Here is a 15,860-nt window from a genome sequence, read left to right as displayed (position 1 = left end):
CTGTTGCAGTGCTTGCAGGAGGGTGGGGCTGGTGTCGTTGGAGCCGCGGGCGGTGGGCGGGGTGCCGGAGTTGACCGCGAGGGTGGTGCGGGCGGCGTTCCCGAAGGGAACGCTGGCCGTTCGGGTTCGGGAGGTGCTGGGGCCGGTGTTCGAGGATGAGGCCTTCGCGGCGGCGTTCCCCCGGCGTGGCCGCCCGGCAGTGTCGCCCGGCGCGCTGGCGCTGGTGTCGGTGTTGCAATACGCCGAGGGCTTGTCGGACCGGCAGGCAGCCGACCAGGTCAGGGCGAGGATGGACTGGAAGTTCCTGCTCGGCCTCCATCTGGATGATCCGGGGTTCGACTTCACCGTCCTGGGAGACTTCCGCTCCCGTCTGCTCGCCCATGGCCTTGAGGAACAGCTCCTGGACACGGTGCTGGAGCGCCTGTCGCAGGCTGGGCTGTTGCGCGCGGGCGGGCGCCAGCGCACCGACTCCACGCATGTGCTGGCCTCGGTGAGGTCGCTGAACCGGATGGAGTTCGTCGGCGAGACCCTGCGGGCGGCTTTGGAAGCCCTGGCCGCAGCAGTACCAGACTGGCTCGCCCCGTTGATCGATGCGTCCTGGGCGGAACGCTACGGAGCCAAGATCGACAGCTACCGGTTCCCGAAAGGCGAGAACGTCCGCCAGGAGTGGGCCGAGCAGGTCGGCAGGGACGGCTTCACCATCCTGGAGGCCGTCGGTCATTCCACCGGCCTGCCCTGGCTGCGGGAGGTCCCGGCAGTAAAGACCCTTCGCCATGCCTGGGAGCAGCAATATCACCGGGACGGACAGGAGGTGTGCTGGCGGGAGGGCAAGGACCTCCCGCCGGGCAGAAAGCGCCTGGCCTCCCCCTACGACCCCGACGCGCGTTACGGCGTCAAGCGCGGCTCGGGCTGGACCGGGTTCAAGACGCACCTGACCGAGACCTGCGAACCCGATGCGCTTCACGTGATCACCAATGTGGAGACGACCAGCGCGAACGTCGATGACGCCGAGATGACTCAGGTCATCCATCAGCACCTGGGTAAGCGCCAGTTGCTGCCGGACGAGCACATCGTGGACGCCGGCTACGTCACCGCGGCCCACATCCTGACAGCCCGCGACGACCACAACATCACCCTGCTCGGCCCGGTCGGCGCCGATACCCACCACACCAAGCGCGGTGACGGCGACCAGAGCCCGGACCTGACCCAGGCCGCCTTCCACGTGGACTGGGACGCGAAGCAGGTCACCTGCCCCGTAGGAGCGGTCAGCGTCACATGGTCCGACCAGCGCAAACCCAGCGGCACCCCCATCACCCGGGTCCACTTCACGCGCGAGGACTGCGATCCTTGTCCGCTGCGGTCCCGCTGCACCAAGGCCACGAACGGGAAGTACGGCCGGAGCCTGACACTCCTGCCCCGTGACCAGCAGGAAGTCCTGGCCCAGCAGCGGGCCGAGCAGCGGACCGAGGAATGGAAGGCCCGCTACGACATCCGCGCCGGCGTCGAAGGCACAATCTCCCAGGCCGCCCGCCGCACCCGCCTCCGGCGCACGCCCTACCACGGCCAGCCCAAGACCCATCTCGCGAACCTCCTCTCGGCCGCCGCCATCAACCTCATCCGCCTCGACGCCTGGACCACCGGCCTCCAGCCAGGAGGAACCCACACCTCCCACCTCGCCCGACTCGCCCTCGCCGCATGACCAGACCGATACGCCCCCGTCTGCAGATTTCCCAACGAAGTCCTGAAGGGCGGGGGGTTCCAGCGGTCGTCCGGGGATCTCCGAGAAGGCGCTTCGGCACTTCTCCACGGAAGCCCGGTCGGGGAAGGGCGGGGCAGCGGGCCCCCGTCAGCGGCGGCCGCTGCGGCGGTCGGAACCGCGGCCTCCCGTCCCGCCCGTGGCAGCCGCCGCCGGCTTGGCCCCGGTGCCGCCGCGGCGCCGGCGGGAGGACCGCCTGCCGGGGTTGGCGCCGGTCTTCCGGTCCGGGCGGGACGACGCCGGTGTCGCCGGCCGGGGGGCCTCGATGGTGACGGCCAGGCCGGAGGGCTCGCGGGCGCCTGTGATGGTGGCCAGTTGCGCGTCGCTCGACGTGATGCTGGCCGTGCGGGGGCGGATGCCGGCGTCCGACATGAGCCGGCTGACGTCCCGCTTCTGGGTGGGCAGGACCAGCGTGACGACGCTGCCGGAGCCGCCGGCGCGGGCGGTGCGGCCGCCGCGGTGGAGGTAGTCCTTGTGGTCGGTGGGGGGATCGACGTTCACGACGAGGTCGAGGTCGTCGATGTGTATGCCCCGGGCCGCGACGTTCGTCGCCACCAGGGCGGTGACCTGGCCGTTCTTGAACTGTTCCAGGGTGCGGTTGCGCTGCGGCTGTGAACGGCCCCCGTGCAGTGCCGCGGCACGCACGCCGACGGCCAGGAGCCGCTTGGCGAGCCGGTCGGCCGACCTCTTGGTGTCGAGGAAGAGCAGCACCCGGCCGTCGCGGGCCGCGATGCGCGTGGTGACGGCCTTCTTGTCGGTCTCGTCCTGGACGTGGAGCACGTGGTGCTCCATGGTGTCGACGGCACCGGCGGACGGGTCCACGGAGTGCACCACGGGATCGGTCAGGAACCGCTGCACCAGGCGGTCGATGTTGCGGTCGAGGGTGGCCGAGAACAGCATGCGCTGCCCGTCGGGCCGCACCTGCTGGATCAGCCTGGTGATCTGCGGCAGGAAGCCCATGTCGGTCATCTGGTCGGCCTCGTCCAGCACCGTGATGCCCACCTGGTCGAGCCGGCAGTCCCCGCGTTCCACGAGGTCGTTGAGCCTGCCGGGGGTCGCCACGAGCACGTCGGCGCCGCGCCGGAGCGCACCCGCCTGCTTGGCGATGGACAGCCCGCCGACCACGGTGGCCAGCCGGAGGTTCACCGCCGTCGCGTAGGGGGTCAGCGCCTCCGTCACCTGCTGGGCGAGCTCCCGGGTGGGGACCAGCACGAGGGCGAGAGGTGCCTTGGACTCCGCGCGCTGCCCGGCCGTGCGCGCCAGCAGCGCGAGGCCGAACGCGAGGGTCTTGCCGGAGCCGGTGCGTCCGCGCCCCAGCAGGTCGCGGCCGGCGAGCGAGTTGGGCAGCGTGGCGGCCTGGATGGGGAAGGGGGTGGTCACGCCCTGCGCGGTGAGGGTCTTCAGCAGCCCCTCGGGCATGTCGAGGTCGGCGAAGTCCCGGGCGGCGGGCAGTGCGGGGGTCGTGTTCTCCGGCAGCCGGAAGTCCCTCGGCGATGAGGCGGACGGCCTGGGGGACGAGGGACGCCGGTTCGGTTTCTGTGGTCTACGGGCCATGCAGGGGGACGCCTTTCTGGAAACAGCACAAACCGGGGTCCGCACCTTGACGGTGCGAACCCCGGTGAGCGGATCGCGTTACGGCGATCAGGCGGGGACGATGTTCTCCGCCTGCGGGCCCTTCTGGCCCTGCGTGACGTCGAAGGAGACCCGCTGGCCGTCCTGGAGCTCACGGAAGCCCTGGGCGGCGATGTTCGAGTAGTGAGCGAAGACGTCGGGACCGCCGCCGTCCTGCTCGATGAAGCCGAAACCCTTTTCGGCGTTGAACCACTTCACGGTTCCCTGTGCCATGGCCTTCTCCGTTCTGTAGGCAGAGGCCCCATCCGGAGATGCCGGAAAAAACTAATGCACCTGAAGGAGAAGCATTCCCGTCAGGTGCACATAGGTTCATGGGTACCACAACTGCAACATCGCAAGATTAGCACGGCTCGGGGGCACCTCGGTGGATCTTCGGGACGCGCGCCCCGGTTGCCCGGAGCGTTTCGACGGCGTTCGCCTGGCGGCCGCCTCCACGCAGGGTCCGGGGCCCGGAACGGGGGGCGGCGGCCGTCGGCCACCCGGGCCCGTCAGCCACCGGCAGCCCGCCGGCCGTCGGCGATCCATCCGCCACGCGCGCACCCGCCCTCCGCACGGCGGCCATCCGCCGCCGAAGGCCCCCTACGCCACCTCGTCCGTCAACGTCGCCGGCAGGCCGAGGGCGTCCAGGATCAGGGCGAGGGCGCCGTGCAGGGCGGAGTCGTTCGGGTAGGCGCTCGGGACCAGCTCGGGCGGGAAGGGCACGGCCTCGCCCAGCCGCGCCCGGAGCACCGGGAAGATCCGCTCCGCCGAGCGCATCATGCCGCCGCCCACGGCGATCCGCTGCGGGTCCAGGGTCGTCGCGAGGTTGGCCACGTGCACCGCGAGCTGGTCCAGCGCCTCGTCCACCAGCTCCCGGACCCGTGGCTCCGTGGAGCCGAAGAGGTCCGCGGCGGTCGGGCTGCCGCCCAGCAGCTCGGCGCCCCGGCGGGCCAGGCCCATCCCGGAGAAGTACTCCTCCAACGGGGCCCGGTCCGAGGCGGCGCCGGCCGTGTCGTGCGGGCCGCGCAGCAGGTAGCCGATCTCGCCGGCGGCGTTGTGCGCGCCGCCGAGCACCCGGCCGCCGACGACCAGCGCCGCGGCGAGCCCCGTGCCCAGGTTGAGGTAGATGCCCGGGTCCACGCCGCGCAGCGCGCCCCAGCGGGCCTCCGCGAGCCCGGCCGCCTTGACGTCGTTGGCGGCGGCGACCTCCGCGATGTCCAGGTGCTCCCTGACCAGGGCGGGCAGCGAAAGCTCGCCCCAGCCGGGGATGTTGGGGGCCATGAGGACCCGGTCCTCGTGGACGACGCCGGGGCTGGCGACGCCCGCGCCCAGGCACCGTCCACCGGTCTCGGCCGAGGTCTCCGCGCGCAGCCGTTCCGCGGTGTCCAGGGCGCGTTCGACCGTCTGGAGGGCGCCCCGGGAGGCGTCCGTGTCGATCCTGGTCCGCCGCAGCACCCGCCCGTCGCGGGCGGCGGTGGCGACGGCGACCTTGGTGCCGCCGACGTCGATGCCGAGCACGAAGTCCAGGCCGCCGCCGTCCGGATCGGGCACGCCGGCCCGGCGGGGCGCGATCGGGCCGGCCACCTCCTCCAGGCCCGTCGGTTCGATGGCGGCGGTGGCACCCGCCCGGACTGCCGCACCGGCCCCTCCGACGGCGGGGGCCGCGCGGTGCGGCGGAGGAACGCGGGTCACACGGTCTCCTGCGGGGAGTCGGGCAGGCCGCCGGCCTGGTCGCCGGGGGCGGTCCCGGCGGCGGGCACGGTCAGGAAGTTCTCGTGGATCTCCTTCGGGCCGAACGGCCACACCTTCTCGACGCGGGCCCATATCAGGAACGCGATCGCACCCAGGGCCACCCAGGCGAGCGACCACTCGATGGGGTGCAGCCCGTGGTTGTTCTTGTCGGCGAAGACGTACACGCTCAGCCATCCCGCCAGCGCGACCAGGCTGGGCAGCGGGTAGAGCCACATCCGGTACGGGCGCTTGAGCGTGGGCTGCCGCTTGCGCAGCACGGTGACGGCGGCGACCTGGGCGAAGGACTGGACGATCACCATGACGGTGGTCAGCAGCGTGATCAGCACGGTCAGCGGGGGCGTCTTGGCCGAGGTGCCCAGGTGGCGGCTGATCAGGAAGGCGGCGGCGGTGATCACGACCATCGCGACCAGGCTCAGCACCGGGAAGCGGTGCTTCGGGTGCAGCCGCCCGAACTGCCGGAAGAAGACCTTGTCCCGCGCCGCGTCGTAGGGCACCCGGGAGCCGCCGAGCAGCCCGGCGAAGACCGAGGTGAAGGCGGTGATCAGGATCAGCCCGGTGACGACCTGCGCGGTCGTCTTGCCCCACGCCTTCTCCAGCACCACGGACGCCACGGACTGCGACGCCGGGTTGTTCGGGTCGATCATGTCCTTCCAGTTGACCACCCCGAGCGTGCCGATCTGCATCAGCAGGTAGATCGTCATGACGCCGAAGATCGCGAGGACGATGGACCGGGGGATCACCCGCCCGGGGTTCTTGATCTCGGCGCCCAGGTACGCGGTGGTGTTGTAGCCCAGGTAGTCGTAGATGCCGATGGTCAGGCCGGCCGCGAAGCCCAGCCAGAACGTGGAGCTGCCGAGCGAGAACGCGCCCGCCGGGTAGGTGAAGGCGTCATGGGCGTGGAAGTGGGTGAACGAGGCGATGATCACGCACGCCACGCTGACGATCATGATCACCCAGAGCCCCGTGGCGAGCCGGCCGATGGACTCGATCCGCCGCCACAGCAGCACGAGCACGACCAGGCACATCGCAAGACCCACCAGGTCGCCCTGCCCGCTGCTCATGGACGGCCAGAGGTACGTGAGGTACTGCACGAAGCCCGCCACGCCGGTCGACATGATCAGCGGGATGAAGAGCATGGCGGTCCAGGTGAACAGGAACGGCATCAGCCGTCCCGTGCGGTACTGGAACGCCTCGCGGAGATAGATGTACGAGCCGCCCGCGCCCGGCATCGCGGCGCCCAGCTCCGCCCAGATCAGTCCGTCGGCGAGCGCCAGGACGGCGCCCGCGACCCAGCCGATCACCGCCTGGGGGCCGCCGAAGGCCAGCACCATCGCGGGGATGGTGATGAACGGGCCCACGCCGACCATCTGGCTCATATTGATGGCACTCGCCTGGAACTGGCCGATCCTGCGGACGAACCCGGGATCGGCCGGCGCGGGCTTCTGCTCCGTGTCGGCCATCGGGCCACCTCCTCTGGCTGCCGCGGGGTGCCCGTCCGGGCGCCGCCATCGTCGTCAAGAAAACGTCAGGAAGAAACATCAAGTTAGGGTCCTTAACAAAAACTCGTCAATGGTCCGGCCGAAATCCACCGCCGCCCGGGCCACACATGCGCGGTCTCGTAACCTGGTCGTCATACGCGCGGCATGTGCGGACAAGCGCGGGGAAGCGCGGGGCCGGCCCGAGGGGCGGGCCCGCAGGGCGGCACCGGCGTACCGGAGCCGCTCACCTAGGACGACGGCCAGGGGGACGATGCTGAACGGTTCGACGGGGAACGACGAGAACGCCGCGGAGCGCCCTGCCGGGCCCGTGCCGCGTTCCGCGCAGGCCGCGCCGCCCGGCGCGGAGCCCCTGCCGCCCGCGGCGGAGTCCGGCCGGGCTCGTTCGGCGGAGTCCGGACAGCCCGGTGCCGATCCCGTGCCACCTGCTGCCGAGCCCGACCCGGATCGACCGGCGGAGTCCCCGCCCGACCCGGCCGGGCGGGCGGCGCGGGCGTCCGAGCCCACCGGGCGGCCCTGGAACCGCACCGTGCTGCGGAGCAACAACGAGCGCATGCTGCTGGAGGCGCTGCGGGCCGCCGGCACCACCTCGCGGGCCGAACTGGCGCGCGCCACCGGCCTGTCCAAGCCCACCGTCTCCACCGCGCTGGCCAGCCTGGAGCGGGCCGGCCTCGTGCGCCGCACCGGCGAGGTCGCGCGGGGCCAGGGGCGCGGCCGGGCCGCCGTGCTCTACGAGGCGGATCCCGAGGCCGGCTTCGTGCTCGGCGTCGATGTGGGCCGCCGCTGGCTGCGCATCGCCGCCGCGGACCTGGACGGCCGGGTGGTCGGCCGCCGGGACGCGCCCAACACCGCCCGCACCGCGAGCGCGATGGTCCGCGACGCCGCCCGGCTGGCGCGTGCGGTCGCCGAGGAGGCCGGGCTCTCCTGGTCGCAGGTGGTGCACACGGTCGTCGGCAGCCCCGGGGTCACCGATCCGGGCACGCGGCGGGTGCGGTACGCGGTCAACCTCCCCGGCTGGGGGCGCACCGGCCTCGTCGAACGGCTCCGGGCGGAGCTGGGCACCGGCCTGGACGTGATGAACGACGCCAACCTGGCCGCCCTCGGCGAGTACGCGCTCGGCGCCGGGCAGGGCGCGCGGCTCTTCGCCTACCTCTGGGTCGGCACCGGCCTCGGCGCCGGCATCGTCAGCGACGGCAAGCTGTTCCGGGGGCGGCACGGGGCGGCGGGCGAGATCGCCTACCTGCCGCTCTCGCCGCTGCCCGACAGCGCGGAGAAGCCGTCGGCCGAGGAGCGGACGGCCGGCCGGGCCGCCTACTCCACCAGCACCGTGCCGCGCGGGCCGATGGAGGACGCGGTCAGCGCGGACGCGGTGGTGCGGCTCGCCCACGCGCTGGGGATGCCGGCCGGCACCATCAGGACCGCGAAGGACGTGTTCGCCGCGGCCCGGGCGGGCGATGCCGTGGCTCGGGCGGTCGTCGAGCGCGAGGCCGCGCGCCTCGCGCACGCGGTGGCGGCGCTGTCCGCGGTGCTCGATCCCGAGCTGGTGGTGCTGGGGGGCGGGGTCGGGCGGAACGGGGACCTGCTGCTGGGGCCGTTGCGGAGGACGTTGCACTCGCTGACGCCGCTTCGGCCTCGCGTGGTGTCGTCCACGCTCGGGGATGACGCGGTGCTGCTCGGGGCGGTGGCGCTGGCGGCGGACGCGGCGCGGGAGAGGGTGTTCGACACGCGTAACGGTTCCGGGACGGCCTGACGAGAGCGAGGGGCTGCGCCCCGTCCATCTCCATGAGCGCGTTGGTACGCCCACCCTTTTTACCAAAACTTTCCATATGGATGCATCGTGCGCCATAGGACTTCTGCACAATTCCAGCCATGACAGTGATCGCGATGGCTGACGGCCGCCGACTCGACATAGCCGTGACCGGGCCCGAGGGCGGGATCCCGCTGGTTTTCCATCACGGCACGCCCGGCGGCGTACCGCCGGCCCGCGGCCTGGAACGTGAAGTCCACAAGCGGGGACTCAGATATGTGAGCTTTTCACGTGCCGGCTACGGCTCGTCCACGCGTGCGCCGGGCCGCGATGTCGTGGACGTGGCGCAGGACGTACGGACGCTGCTCGACCACCTCGGTGCTGCCCGCTGCCTGGTCGCCGGCGCATCCGGCGGCGGGCCGCACGCCCTGGCCACGGCGGCACGGCTGGCCGATCGGGCCGCCGGGGTACTGGTCGTCGCGGGTATCGCGCCCTACGGCGTACCGGGCCTGGACTTCCTGGCCGGAATGGGAGAGCAGAACGTCGAGGAACTGGGGCTGGCGCTGGAGGGTGAGGCCGCGCTGCGCCCGTACCTGGAGAAGGAGGCGGTGGGAATGCGCGACACCGATCCGGAAGGGCTCGTGGCCGCACTGAGGACCCTGCTGCCCGAGGTCGACCGGGCGGTCCTGTCGGCGGAGTTCGGCGAGGACCTGGTGGCGCAGTGCGCCGAGGGGCTGCGGCCCGGCGTGGACGGCTGGCTCGACGACGACCTCGCGTTCACCAGACCCTGGGGATTCTCGCTGGACGAGATCACAGTGCCCGCGTTCGTCTGGCAGGGCAGTGAGGACCTGATGGTGCCGTTCGCCCACGGGCAATGGCTCGCCGCGAACGTCCCGGGTGCCGTGCCCCATCTCGAAGAGGGCGAGGGCCACCTCTCGGTGCTCGTGGGCGCCGCCGACCGGATGCTGGACGAACTGGTCCAGGTGCTCTGAGGCATCGGCTCGCGATCCGACGCCTGCTCCACGACCTGCCGCCGTCCCGGCGGGCGTGTGAGGAACCGCGCACGCCCGCATCACCCGATGGTCCGATGACGGCCTCGACACCCGCTCCGGATGGTGGCGGGTGCCGGGCCCCGGAGCGGTCCGCCGGCGCCGTGTCGCGGACCGCGTCGCGCGGCGCACTTGACTTGGTTGGGGAGTCTTCCTGAATCATGGGTGGGCGCCCGGAACGGAAGCATCGCGGTGCCATCCACCCCCGCCGCGGAGGCAGGCATGCCCGATTCGCGTTCTCTCCTCAGTCGCACCGCACGCCCGCCGAGAGGCCGGCGCCGGGTCATGGCGGTCGCCGCCGTGCTGGTCGCGGCGCTCCTGCCGGTGGGGCTCGGCTCCGGCGCCGCGAGCGCCGAGGCGAAGCTGCCGCCGCCGCCCGTGACCACCCCGCAGTTCCACACGACCCCGACCGGCGCGCCGGGCACCGCGAGCGCCATCCGCTCCTGGCAGGTGCAGTCGAGCGCCGTCACCGGGGGCACGGACGGCGCGGCCCTCTCCCGCACCGGCTACGACACGTCCGGCTGGTACGTGGGGCCCGCGCGCTCCACCGTGCTGGCCGCGATGCTCGCCGACGGCCTCTACCCCGACGTCTTCCACTCGAAGAACCTGAGCCGGATCGACCCCGCGATGTTCCAGGTGCCGTGGTGGTACCGCAGCACGTTCACCGTGCAGGGCGACGGCCGCACCGTGCTGCGCGCGGACGGGATCATCCCGGGCGCCGACGTCTGGGTGAACGGCAGGAAGGTCGCCTCGCGCAGCACCGTCCAGGGCGGCTACACGGTCAACGACATCGATATCACCGCCGACGTCCACCCGGGCGAGAACGCGGTCGCCTTCGAGGTGCCGCCCACCGACCCCGACAAGGACCTCACCCTCGGCTGGGTCGACTGGAACCAGACGCCGCCCGACAACAACATGGGCATCTGGCGCGACGTGGAGGTCCTGCGCACCGGCGGGGTCAGCCTGTCCAACGCCCACGTCACGCCCGACCTCGACCTGCCCTCGCTCGACCGCGCCGACCTCACCGTCGCCGTGGACGCGCACAACGCGGGCAGCACGGCCGAAACCGTACGCGTCACGGGCAGCGTCGGCGGGAACGGCGCCGCCGTGCCCCTCAGCCGGAGCGTCGAGCTCGCGGCCGGCCAGACGAGGACGGTCACCTTCACGCCCGCCGACACCCCCGGGCTCACCCTGCGGCACCCCGCCGTGTGGTGGCCGGTCGGCGAGGGCGCCCACCCGCTGTACGACCTGAAGCTGAGCGCGGAGCAGGGCGGCGCCGTCACCGACCGGGCCGCGACCAGCTTCGGTGTCCGCAGCGTCACCAGCTCCGTGGCGCCGGGCGGCGGGCGGCAGTTCGTCGTCAACGGCCGCAAGGTGCAGCTGCGCGGCGGCGGCTGGGCGCCGGACATGTTCCTGAGGGACGACCAGGGCCGCACCGCGGACGAGCTGGGCTACGTCGCCGACCTCGGGCTGAACACCGTCCGCCTGGAAGGCAAGCTGGAGAACCCCGAGTTCTACGACATGGCCGACCGCGCCGGCATCATGGTGCTGCCCGGCTGGGAGTGCTGCGACAAGTGGGAGGCGTGGGCCGGCACCGGCGGCGAGCCGTGGACGGACGAGGACCGCGCGGTCGCCGCGCGCTCGGCCGCCGACGAGGCCGTTCTGCTGCACAACCACCCCTCGGTCGTCGCCTTCCTGATCGGCAGCGACAACGCCCCGCCCGCGGACATCGCGAAGCCGTACGCCGACGCGCTGACCGGCGCCGGCTGGTCGGTGCCGATCGTCTCCGCCGCCTCGGACCAGAGCACCGAGCCCACCGGCGACTCCGGCATGAAGATGAACGGCCCCTACGCGTACGTCCCGCCGAACTACTGGTACTCCACCCGGGACGACCAGGGCGGCGCGATCGGCTTCGACTCGGAGACCAGCGCCGGCGAGGCCATCCCGCGGCTGCCCACCCTCCAGTCGATGCTGACGCCCGAGGAGCAGCGGCAGCTCTGGCAGGAGCCGAAGACGCCGCAGTACCACGCGGGCAAGACCGGCTCCCAGTTCTCCGACCTGTCGATCTTCGACAACGCCCTCTCGCACCGCTACGGCGCCCCGACCAGCGTCACCGACTACGTGCGCAAGGCGCAGCTCGCGAACTACGAGGCGACCCGCGCGCAGTTCGAGGCGTTCGGCAGCAAGGCCGCCGCGGACAAGCCCGCGACGGGCGTCATCTACTGGATGCTGAACAACGCCTGGCCCAGCCTCCACTGGCACCTGTTCGACTACGACCTCGACCAGGCGGGCGGCTACTTCGGCGCCAAGAAGGCGAACGAGCCCGTGCACGTCCAGTTCGCGTACGACACCTCGGCGGTCCAGGTCGTCAACCACACCCCGGACGCGACGGGCAAGCTGACCGCCCGGGTGCGCGTACGCGACATGGACGGCACCGTGCGGCAGGACCAGCAGGCGAAGGTCAACCCGGTGCCGGGCGGGCACACCTCCGACGCCCTCACCCTCAAGCCGCCGTCCGGCCTGACCACCGCCTACTTCGTGGAGCTCACCCTGAGCGACGCGAACGGCAAGGAGGTCAGCCGCAACGTCTACTGGAACTCCACCGAGCCCGACGTCCTCGACAACGCCAAGACCACCTGGTACTACACGCCGGAGAGCTCCTACGCCGACCTGACGGGCCTTGCGAAGCTGGGCGACGCGGACGTCCGGGCGACGGCGGAGTCCGGCGTGGGGCCCGGCGTGCGGGCCGCCCTCGCGAAGTCGCCGGCGCCAGGTGGCCAGGCGACGACCCGGGTGACCCTGCGGAACGACGGGAAGGTGCCCGCCGTCGGCCTGCACGCCGGCATGGTCGGCGCCCGGCACGGGGCCGCGGTGGCGCCGGTGTCGTGGAGCGACGACGACATCACCCTCTTCCCCGGCCAGCAGATCACGCTGACCGCCACCTACCGCCCCGCCGACCTGCACGGGGACACCCCGGCGGTGGAGCTGTCCGGCTTCAACGTGCCGACGGCGAAGGCGGTGGCGGCGCGGGGCTGACGGAGCCGTGGGCCCCGGCCGGGATGTGACCCCCCGGATCCCGGCCGGGGCCCGGCCTGGCCCCGCAGGCGCGTCCGCGCCGGCGGAGGTCAGGCGCCGGGCTCCTGGTCGTCCGCGGCGAGGAGGCGCTGGAGGAGTTCCTCGTCACGGGCCGAGAGCTGGGAGACGAAACGCGTGAGGACGGCCTCGCGGTCGGAGCCGCCGTCCAGGAGCGTGCGCATGCGCTCCGCGGTGTGGGACGCCTCGTCCGCCGCGGGCGCGTACGCGTAACCGCGGCCCGCGCGGTTCCGGACCACCATGCCCTTCGCGTACAGCCGGGCCAGGATCGTCAGAACGGTCGTGTAGGCGAGGTCCCCCGGCAGGCGGGAGCGGACCTGTCCGGCCGACAGCGGCTCCCCGGCCTCCCAGAGCGCGGCGAGCACGCCCGCCTCAAGCTCCCCGCGAGCGCGCCTGCGCGCCTTCCCGGCCCCGTCCTGCCCCTCGCGCACCGTCCACGCTCCTTCCGGTTCGAGCCCAGATTACTGCGGGTGGGGGTGCGGGAGGCGGGACGAGGGGAGCGCACGGGCCCGCGGAGGACGGCAGGGGGCTGAGCAGACGGGATCGGGCGAAGCCCGGATGAAAGGGGCGCGGGTATGGGGGTACCTCCCACGCCTTCAAGGCAGTGGGGGAGCGACAAGCACCACACCCACCGGCGGATGGCCAGGTACGAGACGGGAGGGGCAGACCCCTGATAAGGGGCGCGGGGAACTGCGCAAAGAGCCCCGGCCGGCGGATGGCCAGGTACGAGACGGGAGGGGACTGGGCCCTTGATAAGGGGCGCGGGGAACTGCGCAGAACAGCGCGGACGCGCAGGCGGAGGTACGGACCGGGGCGCGGGCGGAGCATTCGCCGCCGACGGAGCCATCTACTACATGTTGTAGAGTTCCGCTCACCCAGCCCGACGCTCAGCCGCGGGCATCCCGGAGGCCCGCCCATCGCGGCCTCGCAAGAGCTTTCCACCCGGCGCTCGGCACTCAGAAGGCAGGTCCATGGTGCGCTTCGGCAGCACGGTCGACCCGGGAGCGGCGCCGCCCGCCGCTCCCGGCCCAGCACGGACGGCGCACCGCGTCGTGATCGTCTCGGCGAGCATGGGAGCCGGTCACGACGGCGCCGCCGCCGAGCTGGCCCGGCGGATCTCCGCGGCCGGCACCGAGGTCGTGCGGTACGACCTGCTCGACCTGCTGCCGGCCCGGCTCGGCCGGGCGGTGTGCGACGGCTACCACCGGCTGCTCGACCACGCCCCCTGGGTCTACCAGCGGATCTACCAGGGCGCCGAGCGCGCCGGCGGCAGCGGCCCGCTGGCCCGGACCCTGCTGCGGGCCACCGAGAACCGCCTGCTGCGCGCCCTGCCCGACGGCACCGGGGCGGTCGTCTCCACGTACCCGGGCGCCAGCCGGATCCTCGGCTCGCTGCGCCTGGACGGCCGGCTGACCGTGCCCGTGCTCACCTACCTGACGGACTTCTCCGTGCACCCCTTCTGGGTGGCCCCCGGTGTGGACACGCACCTCGCCGCGCACGCCGTGCCCGCCGGGCAGGCGCGGGCGCTCGGGGCGAGGGACGTGCGGATCTGCGGGCCGGTCACCGGCCCCCGGTTCCGGCCGGGCGAGCCCGCCGAGCGGCGCGCGGCGCGCGAGCGGTTCGGGCTGCCCGCGGACGCGCCCCTCGCGCTGCTGGTCGCCGGTTCCTGGGGCGTGGGGTCGCTGCACGAGGCGGCGGCGGAGATCCGGGCCACCGGCGCCGCACTGCCCGTGGTCCTCTGCGGCCGCAACACCGCGCTCGCCGAACGGCTGCGGGCGGACGGCATCGAGCACGCCTTCGGCTGGACCGACGACATGCCGGGGCTGATGCACGCGGCGGACGTGCTGGTCCAGAACGCCGGGGGCCTGACCTCGCTGGAGGCGCTGGCAACGGGGCTGCCGGTGGTCAGCTACCGCTGCATCCCCGGCCACGGCCTGACGAACGCCGCCGCCCTGGACGAGGCGGGCGTCGCCGCCTGGGTGCACGCCCCCGACGAGCTCGGCCGGACGCTGGCCGCGGTCCTGGACGGGTCGCTCGGCGAGCGGCAGCACCGTGCGGGGCAGGCCCTGTTCACGCCGCGGGACGGCGGTCCCGAGGAGGCGATCATCGGGGCGTGCGGGGGCGCTGGCGCGGGGCCCCGGCGGACCGACGGGGTCGCTGTCTCGTCCCGGCTGCCCGCCGGCGGGGGGTCTTGCGCAGTTCCCCGCGCCCCTCATCAGGGACGTGCCCCCTCCCGTCCCGTACTCGGCCTCCCGCCGGCCGGGGGCGGCGAGGCGGCGGTTCCGGTGGTGGTTCCGTCTGGCGGGTCGGTGGTTCCCCCGGGCGGGGCGGCGGCTCCGGGTTCCGCGCGGCGGCGGCCAGCGGGGCGGCCGGGGCGTGTCCGGCCCGTTCTCGTTATGCGGCGGTTCGCCGTCACCGTGGCGGTGGCGTGTGCGGTGTCGGTGGGCGGGGTCGGCGCCGGGTTCGCCTCGGTGCACCACTCGGCCGGCCTGCTGCACGCCATCGACCACCACCTCGATCCCGACGACTTCCACCTGCACGGCAAGGGGCCCCGGCCGTGACCGCCGCCCGGGCGCTGCGCACCGCGGCCCTGGCGGCGCTGCCCGCGCTCGCGGCCGCCCACGCCGCACCCGTGATCTCCACGTTCGGGCCGCTGCGCAACCGCTCCATGCCCCGGCTGGCCGGGCAGGGCCGCTCCGACCACCTCGCGCTCACCTTCGACGACGGGCCCGCGCCGCTGTCCACCCCGCTCTTCCTGGCGCTGCTGGCCGAGCGCCGGGTCCGGGCGACGTTCTTCCTGCTCGGCGGGGAGGCCGAGCGCTCCCCCGGTCTCGTGCGGGAGATCGCGGCGGCCGGGCACGAGATCGGCATCCACGGCTGGCGCCACCTGCCGCTGCTGGTGCGCGGACCGCGGGCCACCCGCGACGATCTCGCCCGCGCCCGGGACCTGGTGGGCGACCTGCTCGGGCGCCCGCCCCAACTCATCCGGCCGCCGTACGGTGTGATGACCACCGCCGCGCACGTCGCCGTCCGCCGGCTCGGGCTCACCCCCGTGCTGTGGACGTGCTGGGGCGAGGACTGGACGGCCCGCGCCACGCCGGGCTCCGTCCACCGGACCGTCATGGCCGATCTGCGGGGCGGCGGCACGCTTCTGCTGCACGACTCCGACTGCACGTCGGCGCCGGGGTCGTGGCGGGCGACGCTCGGGGCGTTGCCCCGGATTCTCGATGCGTGCGGGGAGAGGGGGCTCGGGGTGGGGCCGTTGCGGGACCACGGGCTCCTGGGTTGAGGCGGTACGCCCGCCAGTGCGCGCCTGCGGCGGGCGGGCCGACGGGGAGCGGTCTCCTGTCCGGCTG

The 15,860-nt window shown here is 73.4% G+C and carries 11 protein-coding genes; 6 read left to right on the top strand and 5 right to left on the bottom strand.

The window, feature by feature from the left end; genetic code table 11:
• Window positions 1-22 precede the first annotated feature (22 nt).
• Entirely contained in the window at window positions 23-1,699 is a 1,677-nt protein-coding gene (locus tag Sm713_RS11065; protein WP_249416228.1) for an IS1182 family transposase, read from the top strand.
• 147 nt (window positions 1,700-1,846) lie between these two features.
• Here the strand turns inward: Sm713_RS11065 and Sm713_RS11060 are convergent, their stop codons facing one another.
• The 4 genes from Sm713_RS11060 to Sm713_RS11045 all read right to left on the bottom strand — a co-directional run bounded on the left by Sm713_RS11060 (window position 1,847) and on the right by Sm713_RS11045 (window position 6,579).
• Window positions 1,847-3,310, bottom strand: a complete 1,464-nt coding sequence (locus tag Sm713_RS11060) for a DEAD/DEAH box helicase (RefSeq protein ID WP_212909446.1) — start codon at window positions 3,308-3,310, stop codon at window positions 1,847-1,849.
• Window positions 3,311-3,397: 87 nt separating this feature from the next.
• The gene (locus tag Sm713_RS11055; protein ID WP_212909445.1) at window positions 3,398-3,601 is read right to left on the bottom strand and encodes a cold-shock protein; all 204 of its coding nucleotides are present in this window, start codon (window positions 3,599-3,601) and stop codon (window positions 3,398-3,400) included.
• A 366-nt stretch (window positions 3,602-3,967) separates the two neighbouring features.
• Entirely contained in the window at window positions 3,968-5,059 is a 1,092-nt protein-coding gene (locus Sm713_RS11050) for an ROK family protein (RefSeq protein ID WP_212909444.1), read from the bottom strand.
• A complete protein-coding gene (locus Sm713_RS11045) occupies window positions 5,056-6,579 on the bottom strand; it encodes an APC family permease (RefSeq protein WP_212909443.1) in 1,524 nt (507 codons plus the stop codon). The genes Sm713_RS11050 and Sm713_RS11045 overlap by 4 nt, the downstream gene beginning before the upstream one ends.
• Window positions 6,580-6,868: 289 nt before the next feature.
• On the opposite strand from Sm713_RS11045, the gene Sm713_RS11040 reads away from it, so the two are divergent.
• The 3 genes from Sm713_RS11040 to Sm713_RS11030 all read left to right on the top strand — a co-directional run bounded on the left by Sm713_RS11040 (window position 6,869) and on the right by Sm713_RS11030 (window position 12,447).
• Window positions 6,869-8,365 carry an ROK family transcriptional regulator gene (locus tag Sm713_RS11040; protein WP_212909442.1) on the top strand — a complete coding sequence of 499 codons (1,497 nt, stop codon included), beginning with the start codon at window positions 6,869-6,871 and terminating at the stop codon, window positions 8,363-8,365.
• Between the two features lie 119 nt (window positions 8,366-8,484).
• Entirely contained in the window at window positions 8,485-9,354 is an 870-nt protein-coding gene (locus tag Sm713_RS11035) for an alpha/beta fold hydrolase (protein ID WP_212909441.1), read from the top strand.
• 279 nt (window positions 9,355-9,633) lie between these two features.
• Window positions 9,634-12,447, top strand: a complete 2,814-nt coding sequence (locus tag Sm713_RS11030) for an exo-beta-D-glucosaminidase (RefSeq protein ID WP_212909440.1) — start codon at window positions 9,634-9,636, stop codon at window positions 12,445-12,447.
• Window positions 12,448-12,536: 89 nt separating this feature from the next.
• On the opposite strand, the gene Sm713_RS11025 is transcribed toward Sm713_RS11030, so the two are convergent.
• Entirely contained in the window at window positions 12,537-12,935 is a 399-nt protein-coding gene (locus Sm713_RS11025) for a BlaI/MecI/CopY family transcriptional regulator (RefSeq protein ID WP_212909439.1), read from the bottom strand.
• Between the two features lie 540 nt (window positions 12,936-13,475).
• On the opposite strand from Sm713_RS11025, the gene Sm713_RS11020 reads away from it, so the two are divergent.
• Window positions 13,476-15,065 carry a glycosyltransferase gene (locus Sm713_RS11020; protein WP_212909438.1) on the top strand — a complete coding sequence of 530 codons (1,590 nt, stop codon included), beginning with the start codon at window positions 13,476-13,478 and terminating at the stop codon, window positions 15,063-15,065.
• The gene (locus Sm713_RS11015) at window positions 15,062-15,793 is read left to right on the top strand and encodes a polysaccharide deacetylase family protein (protein WP_212909437.1); all 732 of its coding nucleotides are present in this window, start codon (window positions 15,062-15,064) and stop codon (window positions 15,791-15,793) included. The genes Sm713_RS11020 and Sm713_RS11015 overlap by 4 nt, the downstream gene beginning before the upstream one ends.
• Window positions 15,794-15,860: the final 67 nt, after the last annotated feature.

Source organism: Streptomyces sp. TS71-3 (assembly GCF_018327685.1).
Classification (GTDB): domain Bacteria; phylum Actinomycetota; class Actinomycetes; order Streptomycetales; family Streptomycetaceae; genus Streptomyces.
The sequence above is the reverse complement of the archived record's forward strand: the minus strand, read 5'-3'. Positions and strand labels throughout refer to the sequence as shown.